15 protein-coding genes are annotated in these 15,226 nt (G+C 53.8%); 13 read left to right on the forward strand and 2 right to left on the reverse strand.

All coding sequences use genetic code 11. The features are described 5' to 3' along the window. The first annotated feature begins 187 nt into the window (after positions 1 to 187). The 9 genes from FPZ49_RS22545 to FPZ49_RS22585 all read left to right on the forward strand — a co-directional run bounded on the left by FPZ49_RS22545 (position 188) and on the right by FPZ49_RS22585 (position 8,669). Positions 188 to 565: an arsenate reductase family protein gene (locus FPZ49_RS22545; protein WP_144851278.1), complete on the forward strand. Its 378-nt coding sequence runs from the start codon at positions 188 to 190 to the stop codon at positions 563 to 565. Between the two features lie 79 nt (positions 566 to 644). Further along, positions 645 to 1,658 (forward strand): site-2 protease family protein, encoded by a 1,014-nt coding sequence (locus FPZ49_RS22550; protein ID WP_391563853.1) that lies wholly within the window; start codon positions 645 to 647, stop codon positions 1,656 to 1,658. A gap of 90 nt (positions 1,659 to 1,748) precedes the next feature. After that, on the forward strand, positions 1,749 to 2,930 hold the full coding sequence (locus FPZ49_RS22555; protein WP_144851282.1) for an LL-diaminopimelate aminotransferase: 1,182 nt from the start codon (positions 1,749 to 1,751) through the stop codon (positions 2,928 to 2,930). Positions 2,931 to 3,334: 404 nt separating this feature from the next. Then, the gene (locus FPZ49_RS37540) at positions 3,335 to 4,171 is read left to right on the forward strand and encodes a HAMP domain-containing sensor histidine kinase (protein ID WP_144851284.1); all 837 of its coding nucleotides are present in this window, start codon (positions 3,335 to 3,337) and stop codon (positions 4,169 to 4,171) included. Next, positions 4,083 to 4,364 (forward strand): sensor histidine kinase, encoded by a 282-nt coding sequence (locus FPZ49_RS22565; protein WP_144851286.1) that lies wholly within the window; start codon positions 4,083 to 4,085, stop codon positions 4,362 to 4,364. The genes FPZ49_RS37540 and FPZ49_RS22565 overlap by 89 nt, the downstream gene beginning before the upstream one ends. Before the next feature lie 179 nt (positions 4,365 to 4,543). Beyond that, positions 4,544 to 5,626, forward strand: a complete 1,083-nt coding sequence (locus tag FPZ49_RS22570; RefSeq protein ID WP_144851288.1) for a Gfo/Idh/MocA family protein — start codon at positions 4,544 to 4,546, stop codon at positions 5,624 to 5,626. Positions 5,627 to 5,663: 37 nt separating this feature from the next. After that, entirely contained in the window at positions 5,664 to 6,683 is a 1,020-nt protein-coding gene (locus FPZ49_RS22575) for a Gfo/Idh/MocA family protein (protein WP_144851290.1), read from the forward strand. Further along, the gene (locus tag FPZ49_RS22580; RefSeq protein ID WP_144851292.1) at positions 6,680 to 7,636 is read left to right on the forward strand and encodes an AraC family transcriptional regulator; all 957 of its coding nucleotides are present in this window, start codon (positions 6,680 to 6,682) and stop codon (positions 7,634 to 7,636) included. Before FPZ49_RS22575 ends, FPZ49_RS22580 begins: the two co-directional genes overlap by 4 nt. Before the next feature lie 133 nt (positions 7,637 to 7,769). Next, the gene (locus FPZ49_RS22585) at positions 7,770 to 8,669 is read left to right on the forward strand and encodes a 5'-3' exonuclease (protein ID WP_261381545.1); all 900 of its coding nucleotides are present in this window, start codon (positions 7,770 to 7,772) and stop codon (positions 8,667 to 8,669) included. A gap of 67 nt (positions 8,670 to 8,736) precedes the next feature. On the opposite strand, the gene FPZ49_RS22590 is transcribed toward FPZ49_RS22585, so the two are convergent. Then, positions 8,737 to 9,516 carry a pirin family protein gene (locus FPZ49_RS22590; protein ID WP_144851294.1) on the reverse strand — a complete coding sequence of 260 codons (780 nt, stop codon included), beginning with the start codon at positions 9,514 to 9,516 and terminating at the stop codon, positions 8,737 to 8,739. A 157-nt stretch (positions 9,517 to 9,673) separates the two neighbouring features. Between FPZ49_RS22590 and FPZ49_RS22595 the strand changes: the two genes are divergently transcribed. Both FPZ49_RS22595 and FPZ49_RS22600 read left to right on the forward strand, forming a co-directional pair. After that, positions 9,674 to 10,186 (forward strand): acyl-CoA thioesterase, encoded by a 513-nt coding sequence (locus FPZ49_RS22595; RefSeq protein ID WP_144851297.1) that lies wholly within the window; start codon positions 9,674 to 9,676, stop codon positions 10,184 to 10,186. 132 nt (positions 10,187 to 10,318) lie between these two features. Next, positions 10,319 to 10,636 carry a cupin domain-containing protein gene (locus FPZ49_RS22600; protein WP_144851299.1) on the forward strand — a complete coding sequence of 106 codons (318 nt, stop codon included), beginning with the start codon at positions 10,319 to 10,321 and terminating at the stop codon, positions 10,634 to 10,636. Positions 10,637 to 10,762: 126 nt separating this feature from the next. Here the strand turns inward: FPZ49_RS22600 and FPZ49_RS22605 are convergent, their stop codons facing one another. Then, entirely contained in the window at positions 10,763 to 11,056 is a 294-nt protein-coding gene (locus tag FPZ49_RS22605; protein ID WP_144851301.1) for a DUF3055 domain-containing protein, read from the reverse strand. Between the two features lie 209 nt (positions 11,057 to 11,265). Between FPZ49_RS22605 and ilvD the strand changes: the two genes are divergently transcribed. Beyond that, positions 11,266 to 12,951 carry a dihydroxy-acid dehydratase gene (ilvD, locus tag FPZ49_RS22610; RefSeq protein ID WP_144851303.1) on the forward strand — a complete coding sequence of 562 codons (1,686 nt, stop codon included), beginning with the start codon at positions 11,266 to 11,268 and terminating at the stop codon, positions 12,949 to 12,951. Positions 12,952 to 13,117: 166 nt separating this feature from the next. Further along, positions 13,118 to 15,226 carry a sensor histidine kinase gene (locus FPZ49_RS22615; RefSeq protein ID WP_144851305.1) on the forward strand — a complete coding sequence of 703 codons (2,109 nt, stop codon included), beginning with the start codon at positions 13,118 to 13,120 and terminating at the stop codon, positions 15,224 to 15,226.

Consider the following 15,226-nt stretch of genomic DNA (forward strand, 5'->3'; position numbering starts at 1 on the left):
GTCAGATGAAATGGACAATCCATTTTCATTATCGGCGGATTGGCATTATTTTTCAACTAAAGGTATGGTAAGTCGGATTTTTAGTGTGTGAATTGAGCGTTTTCGTTTGCAGGAGGGCGGCTTTCATCGGTATAATTGAGGACAGACCACCGTACACTCTACTAATCGATAAGGATGGAAATAACACATGAACGGCAAACGCGTCACAATGTACTGGTATCCCCAATGCGGCACCTGCCGCAACGCACTGAAATCGCTGAAGGAGCAGGGAGTGGAGGTCGAGACGATCCATTTGTTTGAAACCCCGCCTTCCGCTGCCCACTTGAAAGAGCTGATTGCCCAGAGCGGGCTCGAGATTAAAAAATGGTTCAACACCTCCGGTGAAGTGTATAAGGAAATGAAGCTGAAGGACCAGCTGCCGGGGATGAGCGCAGAAAATATGATCGAGCTGCTGGCCTCGAACGGAAGGCTGATCAAGCGTCCGGTCGTAACGGATGGACAACAGGTTACGGTCGGCTTTAAGCCGGAAACGTATGCGGAAGTCTGGGGGAGCACGAACAACTAATTCTGGAGGGGGAACGCTGTTGCCGAACCAACCGAAACCGAAGAAGCAAAACCCGCTGTGGTATCTCGGTGCCGCAGTGATGTTCATTTTGGCCAAGGGTAAGTCGCTGCTGGCGCTGTTAAAGTTCGGCAAATTCGGCGGCGTGCTGATATCGATGCTGCTGTCGGTCGGAGCCTATGCGATTATTTATCCGTGGCAATTCGCGATCGGCTTTGTGCTGCTGATCTTCGTCCATGAGCTGGGACATGTCATAGCCGCCAAGCAGAAGGGGCTGCCGGTCACAGCACCGGTGTTTATCCCGTTTCTCGGGGCATTGATCAGCATGAAAAAGCATCCCCGCGATGCCGTAACCGAGGCTTATATGGCTTACGGCGGTCCGCTGTTGGGCACGATTGGTGCACTCGCCGTCTTTGTAGCTGCCTATCTGACGGATAGCGAGCTGTTTTACTCGCTGGCCTACGTCGGTTTTTTCCTCAACTTGCTCAATCTGCTTCCGATCCATCCGCTGGACGGCGGGCGTATTGCTACGGCAATCTCCCGTTGGCTGTGGCTGATCGGCTTAATCGGCGGCTTATTTATCATTATTTATATTCGTTCGATCTTGTTCTTCATCATCTGGGCTATGTTCGCGTACGACCTGTACAAAAAATATGTCAAGCACCGTCACCACGGCGAAGAACGGTTCGTCACGGCCAGCTTCCTTGTATCAGCCGAGCCGCTTATCGAGCAGGGCTATCTCATCCCCGGCACCGAGCATAAACGCGAGCTGCCTTTTGTCACTTTTTCCGACCTGGACGGTCAGCAATATGTGCGGGTGATGTGGGAGTCGCTGGATTTTAAAGGGACGGTCCCGCTGATGCATCAAGGCTTGATCAAGCGGGCGCATGTGACGAAGCTGGACCATTTGCAAAAAGAAACCGGCCTGCATCTGATGATCCACTGCCAGATCGACTATACGCTGTATCAAAATGACAAGTACTATGACGTGCCTGTCGCCTCCCGCTGGAAATTCGGGATTGCGTACGTACTGCTCGCCGGCTTCCTGGTAGGGATGATGGCGCTTGTGCACCGCTTAGGCGATTTGAACGTGTGACGAAGCTCGAACGCATTAATGGACTAAATGATTAACCGCATAAACTTGTGCTGCACTACTCTCACTTTATTCGAAAAAGAGGTTAACCCCATGAAGCAATTACGTTCTAATCGGCTGGCCGAACTCGGGTCGGCTATTTTTTCTGAAATGGCAGCGTGGAAAAAAGAAGTCATGGACCGCGGCGTCGACGTCATCGATCTGGGCATTGGCAGTCCGGACCGTCCGCCGTCCGCCCGGGTGATCCAAGCGCTGCAAGAAGCGGTCGCGGATCCAAGCGTGTACGGGTATCCGACCTCTGAAGGCAGCCTGCCGTTCCGGCAAACCGTCGCGAAGTGGTATAAGCATCGCTTTGGCGTCGAATTGAATCCCGAGACGGAGATCGTCACGCTGATGGGATCGCAGGATGGACTGGCGCATTTGGCGCTGTCGGTTACGGATCCGGGAGACATCGTCATGGTGCCGGACCCAGGCTATCCGATATATTCCGCCAGCCTGGTCATCGCAGGGGTCACACCTTATTTCCTGCCGCTGCGGGAGGAGAATGATTTTCTCCCTGACCTGGAGCAAATTCCGCACGAAGTGGCTTCCAAAGCCAAATTTATGCTGCTCAACTATCCGAGCAATCCGTTGTCGGCGGTGGCTACGCGGGAGTTTTTCGAGCGCCTGGTTGCGTACGCGAAGCGTCATGAGCTATTGATCGTACATGATTTGGCTTATTCCGAGATGGCATTTGACGGCTTTCGACCACCAAGTATTCTGGAAGTCGAAGGGGCTAAGGAGTGCGCCGTTGAGTTCCATTCCTTGTCGAAAAGCTTCAACATGGCCGGCTGCCGCATCGCGTTTATGGTCGGCCGATCCGATGTGGTCGAGTCGCTCCGCATTCTCAAGTCGAATATCGACTATGGGGTGTTTGTGGCTGTGCAGCGAGCTGGGATCGCAGCGCTGGAGGAGGACATGTCTCCGGAGAGCACGCCAGTGGCTGGCACGTATGAGCGGAGACGGGATATTGTCGTGGATGGCTTGCGCCAAGCAGGTTGGAATATAGCCAAGCCGAAGGCTACGATGTTCATCTGGGCGCGCATTCCGGAGGGCTGGACATCTCGACAAATTTCCCGGGAAATGCTGTATAAGGCAGGCGTTGTCGTAATTCCGGGCGACGCGTTTGGACAAGAGGGTGAAGGCTACGTCCGCATTGCGCTGGTGCAGGAAGAGGATCGCCTGCGGGAGGCGGTTGCGCGGATCGGAAAGTTTCTTCACGGCGCACAAGATTGAGTGAATGGAAATGGACATGAACATGAAAAGCTACCTCAAAAACGCGGATGTACTCCTTCGAAAGGGCTCCGATCAGGGACATTTCTTACATAGCGCGCGCTAGAGCGCCCGATCGACAGCTAGCGTGGGCTGCAAAGCGGAAAAACCGCGCTAGAACGCCTGATCAACAGTTAACGCGGGCTGCAAAGCGGAAAAGCCGCGCTAGAGCGCCCTGAGGTCAGTCAGCAGGGCCAGACAATTAAATACAATTCGAGCCTGCCGGCTAATCGGCGGGCTCTTTTTTCCTCCCTCACCGAACAATCCACTCCGTTTATATTCTGTTTATAAATTGACCCGTATGATGCAGAAGTAAGGTCATTGACAGAGAACGGACGGGAGTCCGGTTCGGATAAGGAGAGATGCAAATGGCAAGAACATACACAGAAGGTGAAATAACGAATAAAGGCAATTGGCGCGCGTTTGTCCGCTTGCTGATGCAGGCGAATCCGCCTAAGCTAATTTTAACCATTGCGCTGACGCTAAGCATCATATCTACATTGGTGGGGCTCATGATCCCACTGTTTACGAAAAACGCCGTCGACAGCTTCTCGGTCAGCTCCATCAGCTGGACGCAGATCGGTGGCATGGGGGTCGCTTTTATCTTGATGGCTATCGGTTCGGGGATCTCGATCTACCTCCTGAACTATGCGGGTCAGTGTGTCGTGGCGGGCATTCGGGATCGCCTGTGGAAAAAGCTGCTGGTGCTTCCGGTTCGCTATTATGATAACAACCAGACGGGCGAAACCATCTCCCGAATGACGAATGATACCGCGGTCATCAAAGAGCTGACCTCTATCAGCGGATTTTCGCGCGCATTAAAGAGTGATACGATCTCCGACGCAGAGCGCACACATTACCTCGATATCATCGAAGCGGAAAGCAAGCGCTTATCGAAGTTAAGCGACAATCTGCTCAAGCTCTCTTCGCTCGAGTCTCAGCAGCATCCGTTTGAGCCGCGCAGCTTCAGGCTGGATAAGCAGCTCCGCAACTTAGTTTTAGCCTGCGAGCCGCAATGGGTAGACAAGCAAATGGTGATGGACATTGAATTAGCCGAGGTCACGATAACAGCGGATGAAGATCTGCTCAGTCAAGTGTGGACGAATCTCATTCACAATGCGATCAAATTTACCCCCGCTGGCGGGGCCGTCGGCGTTTCATTTAACGAGCAGTTCAGGGAAAGCGGAAATCCATATCGTAGATAGTGGCACCGGGATTTCGGATGATGAACAAATGCATATTTTCGAGCGATTCTATAAAGCGGACAAATCCAGAAACCGTACCATGGGCGGGAGTGGACTCGGCCTGTCCATCGTAAAGAAAATTATCGATATGCATCATGGTACGATTACAGTGACCAGTCAGCTTGGTCAAGGCACGACCTTCATCGTCGCTTAGCGCTCAGCTCCTAAAGCCCGCGCGTTTTTGCACGGGCTTTTTGCGCGATTTCACACCACGATCAAAATTCGCATGTCGCAAAATCTGAGTCTTTATTGTCATTAAATTGCAATTTCAACCTCACCTGTGTCATGATAAAATTTGTTAAGAGTCCCATGATATTAAAGGAGGATACACACGTGTCTGGAAAATTGAAAATCGGTATTATCGGCTGCGGCGGAATTGCAAACGGAAAGCATATGCCTAGCCTCTCGAAGCTTGATCAAGTTGAGCTTGTCGCTTTTTGTGATATCGTCACCGAGAAGGCCGAGAAGGCTGCTGCACAATACGGCGCAGAAGGCGCTAAAGTATATGAGGACTACCGCGAGCTTCTGGCGGATGCTTCGATTGATGTTGTGCACGTGTGCACCCCGAACGACTCTCACGCTGAAATTTCCATCGCCGCTTTGGAAGCGGACAAGCATGTGATGTGCGAGAAGCCAATGGCCAAAACCGCTGCTGACGCACGCCGCATGGTAGAAGCTGCGAAGCGCACCGGCAAGAAGCTAGCTGTAGGCTATAACAACCGTTACCGTCCGGACAGCCTCTTTATGAAGCAAATTTGCGAAGATGGCGAGCTCGGAGAAATTTACTATGCTAAAGCACACGCGATTCGCCGCCGTGCCGTTCCGACTTGGGGCGTATTCTTGGATGAAGAGAAGCAAGGCGGAGGTCCGCTGATCGATATCGGTACACATGCACTGGATTTGACCCTCTGGGTTATGAATAACTACGAGCCGAAGGTTGTACTTGGGACGACGTTCCATAAGCTTTCCGGTAAAGAAAACGCTGCTAATGCTTGGGGTCCATGGGATCCGAAGAAGTTCACGGTGGAAGATTCCGCTATGGGTATGATCGTGATGAAGAATGGCGCGACTATCATGCTCGAATCGAGCTGGGCGCTGAACACGCTGGACGTGAAAGAAGCGAAATGTACGCTGATGGGTACCGAGGGCGGAGCCGATATGGAAGACGGTCTTCGTGTGAACGGTGAGAAGCACAGCCGTTTGTACACGAACAAAGTGCAGCTGGATGCCGGCGGCGTAGCATTCTACGACGGGAAGAAAGAGAAAGCAGAAGAAACGGAAGCGCGTCTGTGGATCGATGCGATTCTGAACGATAAACAGCCGGTGGTTACGCCGGAGCAGGCTTGTGTGGTTTCCGAGATTTTGGAAGCTATTTACGAGTCCGCGAAAACAGGCAAAGCCGTATACTTCGATTAATGCCATTTATTAAATGAGCTCAGGAGGACGTAAACACATGATCAGAGTAGCGATGTTGAGCTTTTGGCACGTCCATGCCAGAGACTACGCGAAGCAAGCAACAGAACATCCAGGTACGGAAATCGTAGCGGTTTGGGACGAGCAGCCGGAGCGCGGACGTAAGGAAGCAGAGGAGCGCGGCGTGCGCTTTTACGAGGATTTGAATGTACTGCTGGCGCAGCCGGATATTGATGGCGTCATTGTCGATACTCCGACCAACGTGCACCGCGATGTTTTGGTTGCCGCGGCTAAAGCAGGCAAGCATATCTTCACTGAAAAAGTGGTAGCGTCCACGCTGAAGGAATGCAACGAAATCGTTGCGGCGGTGGAAGAGGCTGGCGTGAAGCTGACGGTTTCTCTCCCGCGCCTGAACTTTAACTATACCTTGGCCATTCAGGATATTCTGAAGCAAGGCTTGCTCGGCGATCTGACCCTGGTTCGTACTCGCTTGTCCCACAACGGTGCGATTCCATCGGAGCGCGGTCCGCTGGGCTGGCTGCCTGCACATTTTTATAATGGCGAGCAAACGTGCGGCGGAGCGATGATCGACCTCGGCTGCCATCCGATGTACCTGGCTCGCTTATTCTTGGGTCTTCCTGAGAGCGTTACGGCCAACTACGGATATGTAACGGGAAAAACCGTGGAAGACAATGCGGTGTCCGTCCTGCGGTATTCTAACGGGGCGCTTGCGATTGTGGAAGCGGGCTTTGTGAACCGTCACTCGCCGTTCGTCATCGAAGTGCATGGTACCGAAGGCAGCCTGCTGTTCTCGACGCACGATAACAAGCTGCTCGTCCGCAGCTCGAAGCTTGGGGACGAAGGCAACAAGGAATGGCAGGTGCAGCCGCTTCCGGCTGAAAGACAGTCCGCGTTCCATCAATGGGTGGAGCACATCGAGCAAGGAACGACAGCGACGGAGAACATCGCCATGGCGATCGATCTGACTCGCCTGATGGAGGCGTCGAATTTGTCGGCCGCTTCCGGCAGCGCGATCCAGCTTAGCGACTTGCAGCGATGAACGGCCAAACCCGACTCGGCGCGAGGCCGTATCCGTATGAGTCTATGCTTGCCAATCCGCAAGCGCTGGATCGGCTGGATGTAGAATTTCGTTGGGGCAGCTATGGAATTCGGATGTTGAAATTTCACCATACCAGTTTTCCGCCGGGGAAAATCGCACATTTTCACAAGCATTCCGATTACGAGTTTCACTTCATTCCGCGCGGGAAGGGCAAAGTTATTCTCGGCAACGACCCGTTCTCTCTGCACGAGGGCATGATGTATTTGACTGGCCCCGGGCTGATGCATTACCAAGAGGCGGATGCGTTCGAAGCGATGGACGAATTGTGCCTGCACATCGACATCCATCGGCTGGAGGACGGCCTGGCGGGGGCAGACGATTGGGGTGCGCGCTGGGAGCGGGCGGAGGCGGATTCCTGTATCCACCTGCTGGAGCAGCTGCCGGCGCGGCCGGTGATGGACACCTATCGTGCGATGGAGTGCTTCCTCACCGCCTACCGTGCTTGGCACGACAACCAGCCCGGCGTGATGACCGTGATCAAGCAGTCGATCATCCAAATTTTGCTGCGCATGACCCGTGCTTACGAGACGATGCCGCAGCAGGAGCTGCCGTCGCGCGACATGAAGCACTACCGCTATCAGCTGGCCGTGCAGTTTATTAAAGACAACTACATGGCCCCGCTAACACTGGAAATCGTGGCAGAGCGGGTGCAGATTAGCGCACGCCAGCTGCAGCGCATTTTCCGCGAGCAGACAGGCGGTACGTTCAGCGAGTACATCGAGCAGGTGCGGCTGATGCATATATGCACGGAGCTTGCGGCCAGCGATGCGACGATCGATCAGATCGCGTTCCAGAACGGCTTCTCAAGCGCGAATTACTTGCACTACGTGTTCAAGAAAAAGCTCGGCACCACACCGATGCAATATCGGCTGCACAATGCCCAGCGTTCCTGAGCCAAGTTGAAAACCCTCTGTTCCGCAGCCTTTTTGGGTGACGGGGCAGGGGGTGTTTGTTTTTGCAATTCCGTCCGCTCGGGGGCCGCTTTCTGTGCTATAATAGGCATGGCAATAGGTTTACATGGGAGAGATGCAAGTGACGAATGAGATGAATGAGATGAATGAAGTGAGACCGACGGTACTGCTGGTAGACGGTATGGCGCTGCTGTTCCGGGCGTTTTATGCCACCTCGTATGGCGGATACATTATGAAAACGAGTGCGGGTGTGCCGACGAATGCGGTATTTGGATTTATAAAATATTTTTGGGATGCCGTTCAGCGCTTTCAGCCTTCGCATATTGTATGCTGCTGGGACATGGGGAGCAAGACGTTCCGCAGCGAGCAGTTTACCGAATACAAAGCGAACCGGATCGAGTGTCCGGAAGAGCTGATCCCGCAGTTTGAGCTGGTGAAGGAAGTGACGTCCAGCTTTGGCGTGGTCAATGTAGGCGTGCATGGCTACGAGGCGGATGACTGTATCGGCACGTTATCTAAGAGCTATAGCGAGGACGCGCAGGTATACATACTAACGGGAGACCACGATATGCTGCAGCTCGTATCGGAGCGGGTCAGTGTGGTCATTATGAAAAAGGGCCAAGGAAACTACGCGGTCTACACCCCCGAGACGTTACTAGAGGAAAAACAGCTGAAGCCGGAGCAGATCATTGACCTCAAAGGTCTGATGGGCGATACAGCGGACAACTATCCTGGCGTCAAAGGCATCGGAGAGAAGACCGCGCTCAAGCTGTTGATCGAATACGGCTCGGTAGACGGGATTCTAGAAAATTTGGCCCAGCTGCCGAAGGGCGTCCGTACCAAGATTGAGTCTCAGCTCGACATGCTGCATTTATCGAAAAATCTTGCGACGATTTTCTGCGAAGCACCGGTTGCCTGCGCGCTGGAGGACTGCTTCTGGGAGCTAGACCGCTCCGCGGTGATCGAGAAATTCGAGGAGCTGGAATTCAAAGGCTTGAACCGGCTGCTGGGATAAGGACTAGTCACAATCAAACCAAAAGGGAAATGATCGCCGAATCATCGGTGCCGTTTCCCTTTTCCTTTTACAACTGCACCTTCACCTTGTTGTACGGTAAGTACCCGAGCTCACTCGGCACCTGGATTAAAATCAACCGTGTGCTCCCAGCCGCACCGCCTTGAATCTGCAGCGTGCCGGCTTCCACTGCGTCCGCGACTGCGAAGTGAGCGAACAGCACTTCAGCGGTGTCCGCCCCCAGCGTCCACTGCGCAGCGTCGCCTTCGACCACCAGGCCTGCCATAGAATAGCCGCTCGGCAGCTCGAAGGGCAAGCTCTGGCCCGCCGGTAGGGTGACATCCCACATCTGGGCGTCTGCGACCAGTTGGATGGGGGAGCCGGGGCCGATGATCTTTTTCACGGTCGCACCGGAAATGGTCTCCGTCTGGAAATCACTGTGCTCGTACTGCGAGTAGGTGGGTACTCGCTTCAAGGCATCGCCGAAGAACGGCTCGAACCAAATTTGAAAGCCCGACACCTTCGCGCCAAAATGCTCCGCATGCGAAACCCCGCGTCCCGTTTGCATCACCTGCGCGCCGCCGGCGCCGACCAAGCTTTCCCGGCCCAGCGTATCCTGATGGTTGATGCTGCCTTCGAGCACATACGAAATAATTTCAAAGCCGCGATGCGGATGCAGCGGGAGCTTTCCGCCATGCAGCGATTTAAACCAGGCCCAATAAAACAGCGTCCCGACGCGCTTGACCACGGAGCCTTCACCTGGGAAGCCGATCGGCTTCTGCTCGAGGATCGTCCCTCCATCAAATTCGCCAACCGCTTGCTCCTCTGGGGAATACACTCGAATCGACAATGAGTTCACACCTTTCTTTGGACATGGTATGCTTCTATGAGAGAACTGCTGAGACAGGTATAGCTTGAGCAAAATTTGGAAAAATAATAATCGGCCTGTTCAAGTTTATCAAATTTTCTCAGCGGCAGCATCATCGAAAAAGGGGACTGAGCCTACTATGGAGCAAAGATACGTCAATGAATCGCGCTGCTATAAGACGTCGCGCATTTTTCCAACGGATGTGAACAATCACAATACGCTGTTCGGCGGCAAATTAATGGCCTATATCGATGACATTGCCTCGATCGCGGCAACGAAGCACTGCCGGCAAATGGTCGTCACCGCCTCGACGGACTCCGTGGACTTTTTGCTCCCGATCCGGCCATCGGATTCGGTCTGTCTGGAGGCGTTTGTAACCTGGACGGGGCGAAGCTCGATGGAAGTGTTCGTGAAAGTCATTAAAGAGGATCTGAGAACGGCCGAACGGCACATAGCCGCCACGTCGTTTCTGACCTTCGTTGCTCTGGATGCGAACAATAAGCCGAGCACTGTACCGCAGGTGATCCCGCAGACGGAGGAAGAGAAGCGGCTGCACGAAACCGCGGTGGGTCGGGCCGAAATGCGCCGCCAGCGCCGGGAGGAAAGCAAGAAGTTTGCCGACTATTTAACAACGACCTTCCCTTGGGAATAACTCATCCAAAGAAAAGCCTGCTGCACCTAGAAAAAACCGCTTACAGCTTGGTCCGTTCATCCGTTATAATAAAAGTTATGCATCTTAATTACTTGCATGTACCTAATGATGATCGGGAGCGGAGGAATAAGGATGAGCAACATCAACGTGTGGGAAAATGCCGAGCCGGGCGTAAAACGCAAAATTTTTGAGCCAGGTGTAGGGATCATGATGATGGAAGTGCATTTTGAGGAAGGCGCGGAAGGGTACCTTCACAGTCATCCGCATGAGCAGCTGTCCTATCTGCTGAAAGGAAAGCTCGAGTTTTCCGTAGACGGAGAGAAGAAAGTCATCACTGCCGGGGAAACGATCTACATCCCAAGCGGTGCGAGACATGGCTGCCGGGCGCTGGAGGCGAGCGTGCTGCTCGATACGTTCACGCCGGTGCGCGAGGATTTAGTGAAGCGCTAATACATATCCAGTTCAAAAGCCGATTGCCTGTTCGCCCATGTGGTGGAAGCGATCGGTTTTTTTGTCCTCAGACGTAAAAAAGACGGGCTCGCCAACAAGCACCCCGTCCCTCCCATCCGATAACCGTTAAATATCCGAGAAGCTCACCGGCCCTACAACCTGCTCCAGAAACGAACAGAGCTCTTCGGCTTCTTCTTCAGTCAGCTTAAACACATGCTCCAAGTACCCTTCCGCTTCCAGATCGTCCGGTCCAATGACCGCGGTGCGTCCGGTTTGCATATCGGTCACCAATTTTTTCCCATAAAATCGGTTCGTCGTCGTAATTGCCAGATCGAAGCGCCGCAGCGTTTCGCCGACCACGCAGACGAAGCGGGTTTTCGTTTCTTCCGTTCCATCGTATAAAAAATCAAAATCCGCCATGCCTGAATTCCTCCGTGGCTATAAGTTTTGCGTAAGCTACCCGAATTATAACAGATACCTGTGCTGTGCAGCAAAGGCCATCGCCCGGGGCAGCGTGTTATTTTTACCGGGGGCTTGTCGTTTTCAATTCGGATGAAACATGGTACAATCGTAGGAGATATTTTAAGAATATTGAAATTTATTTGGTAGAGACGGAGGCTTGAAGCGAGATGTCCAAAGCAAAAATGAGAAGCGACATGATTAAAAAAGGCTTCGACCGTGCTCCGCACCGCAGCTTGCTGCGTGCCGCCGGCGTAAAAGAGGAAGATTTCGACAAGCCGTTTATTGCGGTTTGTAACTCCTACATCGATATCGTTCCAGGTCACGTGCACCTGCAGGAATTCGGTAAGCTGGTCAAAGAAGCGATCCGCGAAGCGGGCGGCGTGCCTTTCGAATTTAACACCATCGGCGTGGATGACGGGATTGCCATGGGCCACATCGGTATGCGCTACTCCCTGCCGAGCCGTGAGATCATTGCTGACTCCCTCGAGACCGTCGTTTCGGCGCACTGGTTCGACGGGATGGTTTGTATCCCGAACTGCGACAAAATTACGCCGGGCATGATGATGGGCGCGCTGCGCGTCAACATTCCGACCGTATTCGTCAGCGGCGGTCCGATGAAAGCCGGCAAAACCAGCGACGGACGTTCGATCTCCTTGTCCTCCGTATTCGAAGGCGTAGGCGCCTACCAAGCGGGCAAGATCGACGAGAAGGGTCTTCAAGAGCTCGAGCAGTACGGCTGCCCGACATGCGGTTCCTGTTCCGGTATGTTTACGGCTAACTCGATGAACTGCTTGGCTGAAGGTCTCGGTCTTGCATTGCCAGGCAACGGCACGATTCTTGCAGTTGCGCCTGAGCGCAGAGATTTTGTGAAAAAATCCGCGAAGCAGCTGATGGAGCTGATTCAAAAAGATATTAAGCCGCGCGATATCGTCACCATCGAAGCGATCGACAATGCCTTCGCACTCGATATGGCAATGGGCGGTTCGACCAACACAGTACTGCACACACTGGCATTGGCGCATGAAGCTGGCATCGATTACCCGATCGAACGCATCAACGAAGTAGCGAAGCGCGTTCCGCACTTGGCGAAGATCGCTCCGGCGTCCGACTACCACATCGAGGACGTTCATAATGCGGGCGGCGTGAGCGCGATCATCAACGAGCTGCTCAAGAAGCCGGGCGCGCTGCATGGCGACCGCATCACAGTTACGGCTAAGACGCTTGCTGAGAACGTGGCTGGCTGCGATATTCTGGATAAGGATGTCATTCGTACGCTGGAAAATCCGCACTCCGAGCAAGGCGGACTGGCTGTATTGTTCGGTAACCTCGCTCCGGGCGGCTCGATTATCAAAGTCGGCGCTGTAGACAAGTCCGTAGGAGGCTACCACAAAGGGCCTGCAATCTGCTTCGACTCCCAAGAAGATGCGCTCTCCGGCATCGCGAACGGCAAAGTCAAGGAAGGCCACGTCGTGGTCATCCGTTACGAAGGACCGAAGGGCGGACCGGGTATGCCTGAGATGCTCGCACCGACGTCGCAAATCGTAGGTATGGGTCTGGGTGCGAAGGTCGGTCTGATCACAGACGGTCGTTTCTCCGGAGCATCACGCGGGATCAGCATCGGTCACATTTCGCCGGAAGCGGCGGAAGGCGGTCCGATCGCATTCGTTGAGGACGGCGACATCATCGAGCTCGACTTGACCAACCGCACGATTCAGCTGCTCGTCAGCGATGAAGAGTTTGCGAAGCGTCAAGCGAACTGGAAGGGCTTTGAGCCGAAGGTGAAAACCGGCTACCTGGCTCGCTACTCCAAGCTCGTGACCTCGGCCAGTACCGGCGGCGTCATGAAAATCTAATTTTTGCACTAAACCAGGCCTCTGGGGACGATCGTTCGAGTATAGGACGATAGACCCAGAGGTTTTTTGTTTTTCTACAAGGTTCTACATTTTTTTACTTAACGCCGATGCCGGTATCTGTTAAACTTAGTAAAAACAATCATATATTTATTAAGGATCATAGACTATGCGAATATCAAGCATACGGCTAATCATTTTGTCCTTATGCCTCTTCCTTTTGGCGCCTGCCTCTGTGCTGGCGCGGTCCGATCAGCCGGAGGCGGTGCAGGGGGTGCTGGACCTGAGCCGCTGGAGCCTGGCGGAGCAAGGAGATGTAGAGCTCGGCGGGGAATGGCAGTTTTTTTGGCAGCAATTCCTTGAGCCGGGACCTGGACAAGCTCTCACTGCCTCATCCGGTTCCATCGTGAAGGTGCCTCATGTATGGGGGACGCACCCGGAGACGGATCCGGCCACAGAGCACTATGGCTATGGCACCTATCGTCTTCGAGTTCGATTCGCTCCCGAGGAAGCGGGAACGCTCAAGGCCCTGTACATTCCAGCGGTGGCCTCCGCCTACACGCTCTGGATCAACGGGAAGCAGGTGGAGCACAACGGCCGAATCGGTACCTCGAAGGAAACTATGGCACCCAAAAACTATGCCAAAGTCGTTCATTTCACCAGTGTGAGCGGAGACAATGAAATTGTGCTGCAGGTGTCCAACTACGTTCAGCGGAAGGGCGGACTGTGGACCATGCCGATCTTGGGCGATGATGCCCACATTGCATTGAAGCGAGAGACGAACCTCACCAGCCAGCTGTTCATTACGCTCGTGCTGCTCACGCTCGGCTGCTATCATTTGGCGCTGCATTTCATGCGCAAACGAGACCATCTAAGCCTTTTGCTAGGCACCTTTTGCACCCTGTTCGCGCTGCGCAGTATTTTGCTTGGAGACACGCTGCTCGTCCGATTTTTCCCTGGCCTCTCTTGGGAATGGGCGGTGAAGCTGGAATATTTATCGCCGGATATCGCCGTCCCGTTATTTGCCTTATTCGTTCATCTGTTATACCCGCAGGAGTTTAACCGGAAACTAGTGAACGGCATTATGGCCGTCGGCTCTATGTTTTGTTTGCTCATTCTGTTCACCCCGGCTTCCGTGTACACCTGGACGATGAACACGTATCAGCTGTTTACGCTGCTGACGTTCGGCATCTTGTTCTATGTGTTCATTCTCGCCGCCATCCGGAAACGGGAAGGGGCGGTAATCAACGGCGCAGCCTGCGTCATTCTGCTCGCGGCCGGCATCAATGACATGCTGTACTACAATCAGCTGATCGAATCTATCGATTTTGCCCCTTATGGCGTACTGGTGTTCTTCTTTGCTCAAACCTTGATCGTCGCACGCAGATTCGCCAAAGCGTACGATCACGTGGTGGAGCTCTCCGGAGAGCTGCGCGATGTGAATCTAGTGCTCGAGAAGAAAATTCGCGAGCGGACGGCGGAGCTGGAGGCGAGCAATGCGCAGCTGCGGGAAGCGAACGACCATTTGTACCAAACGGAGCAGTCGCGCCAAAAGCTGATTTCGAACATCTCTCATGAGCTGGGGACGCCGATGACGACGGTGCAGGGGTATGTGAAGGCGTGGCTGGACGGCAAGATGCCGCGGCCCGAGCGGCCCTATATTCAAATGATCTATGACAAAGTGCTGATGGTAAACCGGCTGGTGCAGGATTTGTTCGAGACGTCCAAGATGGAGTCCGGGGAGATCAACATCGCCTTGATCGAAATGCCGGCGGAGGATTTGTTCGAATCGTATTTTCGCGGGTTTCAATATGAGGTGGAGGAGGCCGGCATCCGCTTTGAGATGGAGGCCGCCGGACTATCCTCGGACAATGACCGGTTCGCCATTCTGTCCATTGACCCGATTCGCATTCAGCAGGTGGTAGGCAATCTGGTATTTAATGCCGTGAAGTTCACACCGGCGGGAGGGACCATCCGGATCGCTGCCGCGCTAACGGAGGGCGAGCATGACGCAGCCGGTTGGCTGGCCGTTTCGGTATCCGATACGGGAGCGGGAATTGCCAAGGATGCGCAGCCTCACTTGTTCGATCGCTTTTATAAAGTGAAGGGGGCGGAGCCTCTCAGAGGAAAGCGCCAGGGCTCGGGACTGGGCCTAGCCATAGCCAAGGAAATTGTTGGGCTGCATGGCGGCACCATTAGAGTGGAGAGCGAGCCTGGGCAAGGAAGCACGTTTACCTTTGAGCTGCCTGTTCAACTACTTTCTGTGGAGGTTATGTAA

Origin of the sequence: Paenibacillus cremeus (assembly GCF_007786445.1) — a bacterium.
GTDB lineage: Bacteria > Bacillota > Bacilli > Paenibacillales > NBRC-103111 > Paenibacillus_G > Paenibacillus_G cremeus.

Excerpts from the sequence above, each read along its gene's own strand:
- FPZ49_RS22545 (WP_144851278.1), top strand. The coding sequence starts at position 188 with ATGAACGGCAAACGCGTCACAATGTACTGGTATCCCCAATGCGGCACC.
- FPZ49_RS22550 (WP_391563853.1), top strand. The coding sequence starts at position 645 with ATGTTCATTTTGGCCAAGGGTAAGTCGCTGCTGGCGCTGTTAAAGTTC.
- FPZ49_RS22555 (WP_144851282.1), top strand. The coding sequence starts at position 1,749 with ATGAAGCAATTACGTTCTAATCGGCTGGCCGAACTCGGGTCGGCTATT.
- FPZ49_RS37540 (WP_144851284.1), top strand. The coding sequence starts at position 3,335 with ATGGCAAGAACATACACAGAAGGTGAAATAACGAATAAAGGCAATTGG.
- FPZ49_RS22565 (WP_144851286.1), top strand. The coding sequence starts at position 4,083 with ATGCGATCAAATTTACCCCCGCTGGCGGGGCCGTCGGCGTTTCATTTA.
- FPZ49_RS22575 (WP_144851290.1), top strand. The coding sequence starts at position 5,664 with ATGATCAGAGTAGCGATGTTGAGCTTTTGGCACGTCCATGCCAGAGAC.
- FPZ49_RS22580 (WP_144851292.1), top strand. The coding sequence starts at position 6,680 with ATGAACGGCCAAACCCGACTCGGCGCGAGGCCGTATCCGTATGAGTCT.
- FPZ49_RS22585 (WP_261381545.1), top strand. The coding sequence starts at position 7,770 with ATGCAAGTGACGAATGAGATGAATGAGATGAATGAAGTGAGACCGACG.
- FPZ49_RS22595 (WP_144851297.1), top strand. The coding sequence starts at position 9,674 with ATGGAGCAAAGATACGTCAATGAATCGCGCTGCTATAAGACGTCGCGC.
- FPZ49_RS22600 (WP_144851299.1), top strand. The coding sequence starts at position 10,319 with ATGAGCAACATCAACGTGTGGGAAAATGCCGAGCCGGGCGTAAAACGC.
- FPZ49_RS22605 (WP_144851301.1), bottom strand. The coding sequence starts at position 11,056 with ATGGCGGATTTTGATTTTTTATACGATGGAACGGAAGAAACGAAAACC.
- ilvD (WP_144851303.1), top strand. The coding sequence starts at position 11,266 with ATGTCCAAAGCAAAAATGAGAAGCGACATGATTAAAAAAGGCTTCGAC.
- FPZ49_RS22615 (WP_144851305.1), top strand. The coding sequence starts at position 13,118 with ATGCGAATATCAAGCATACGGCTAATCATTTTGTCCTTATGCCTCTTC.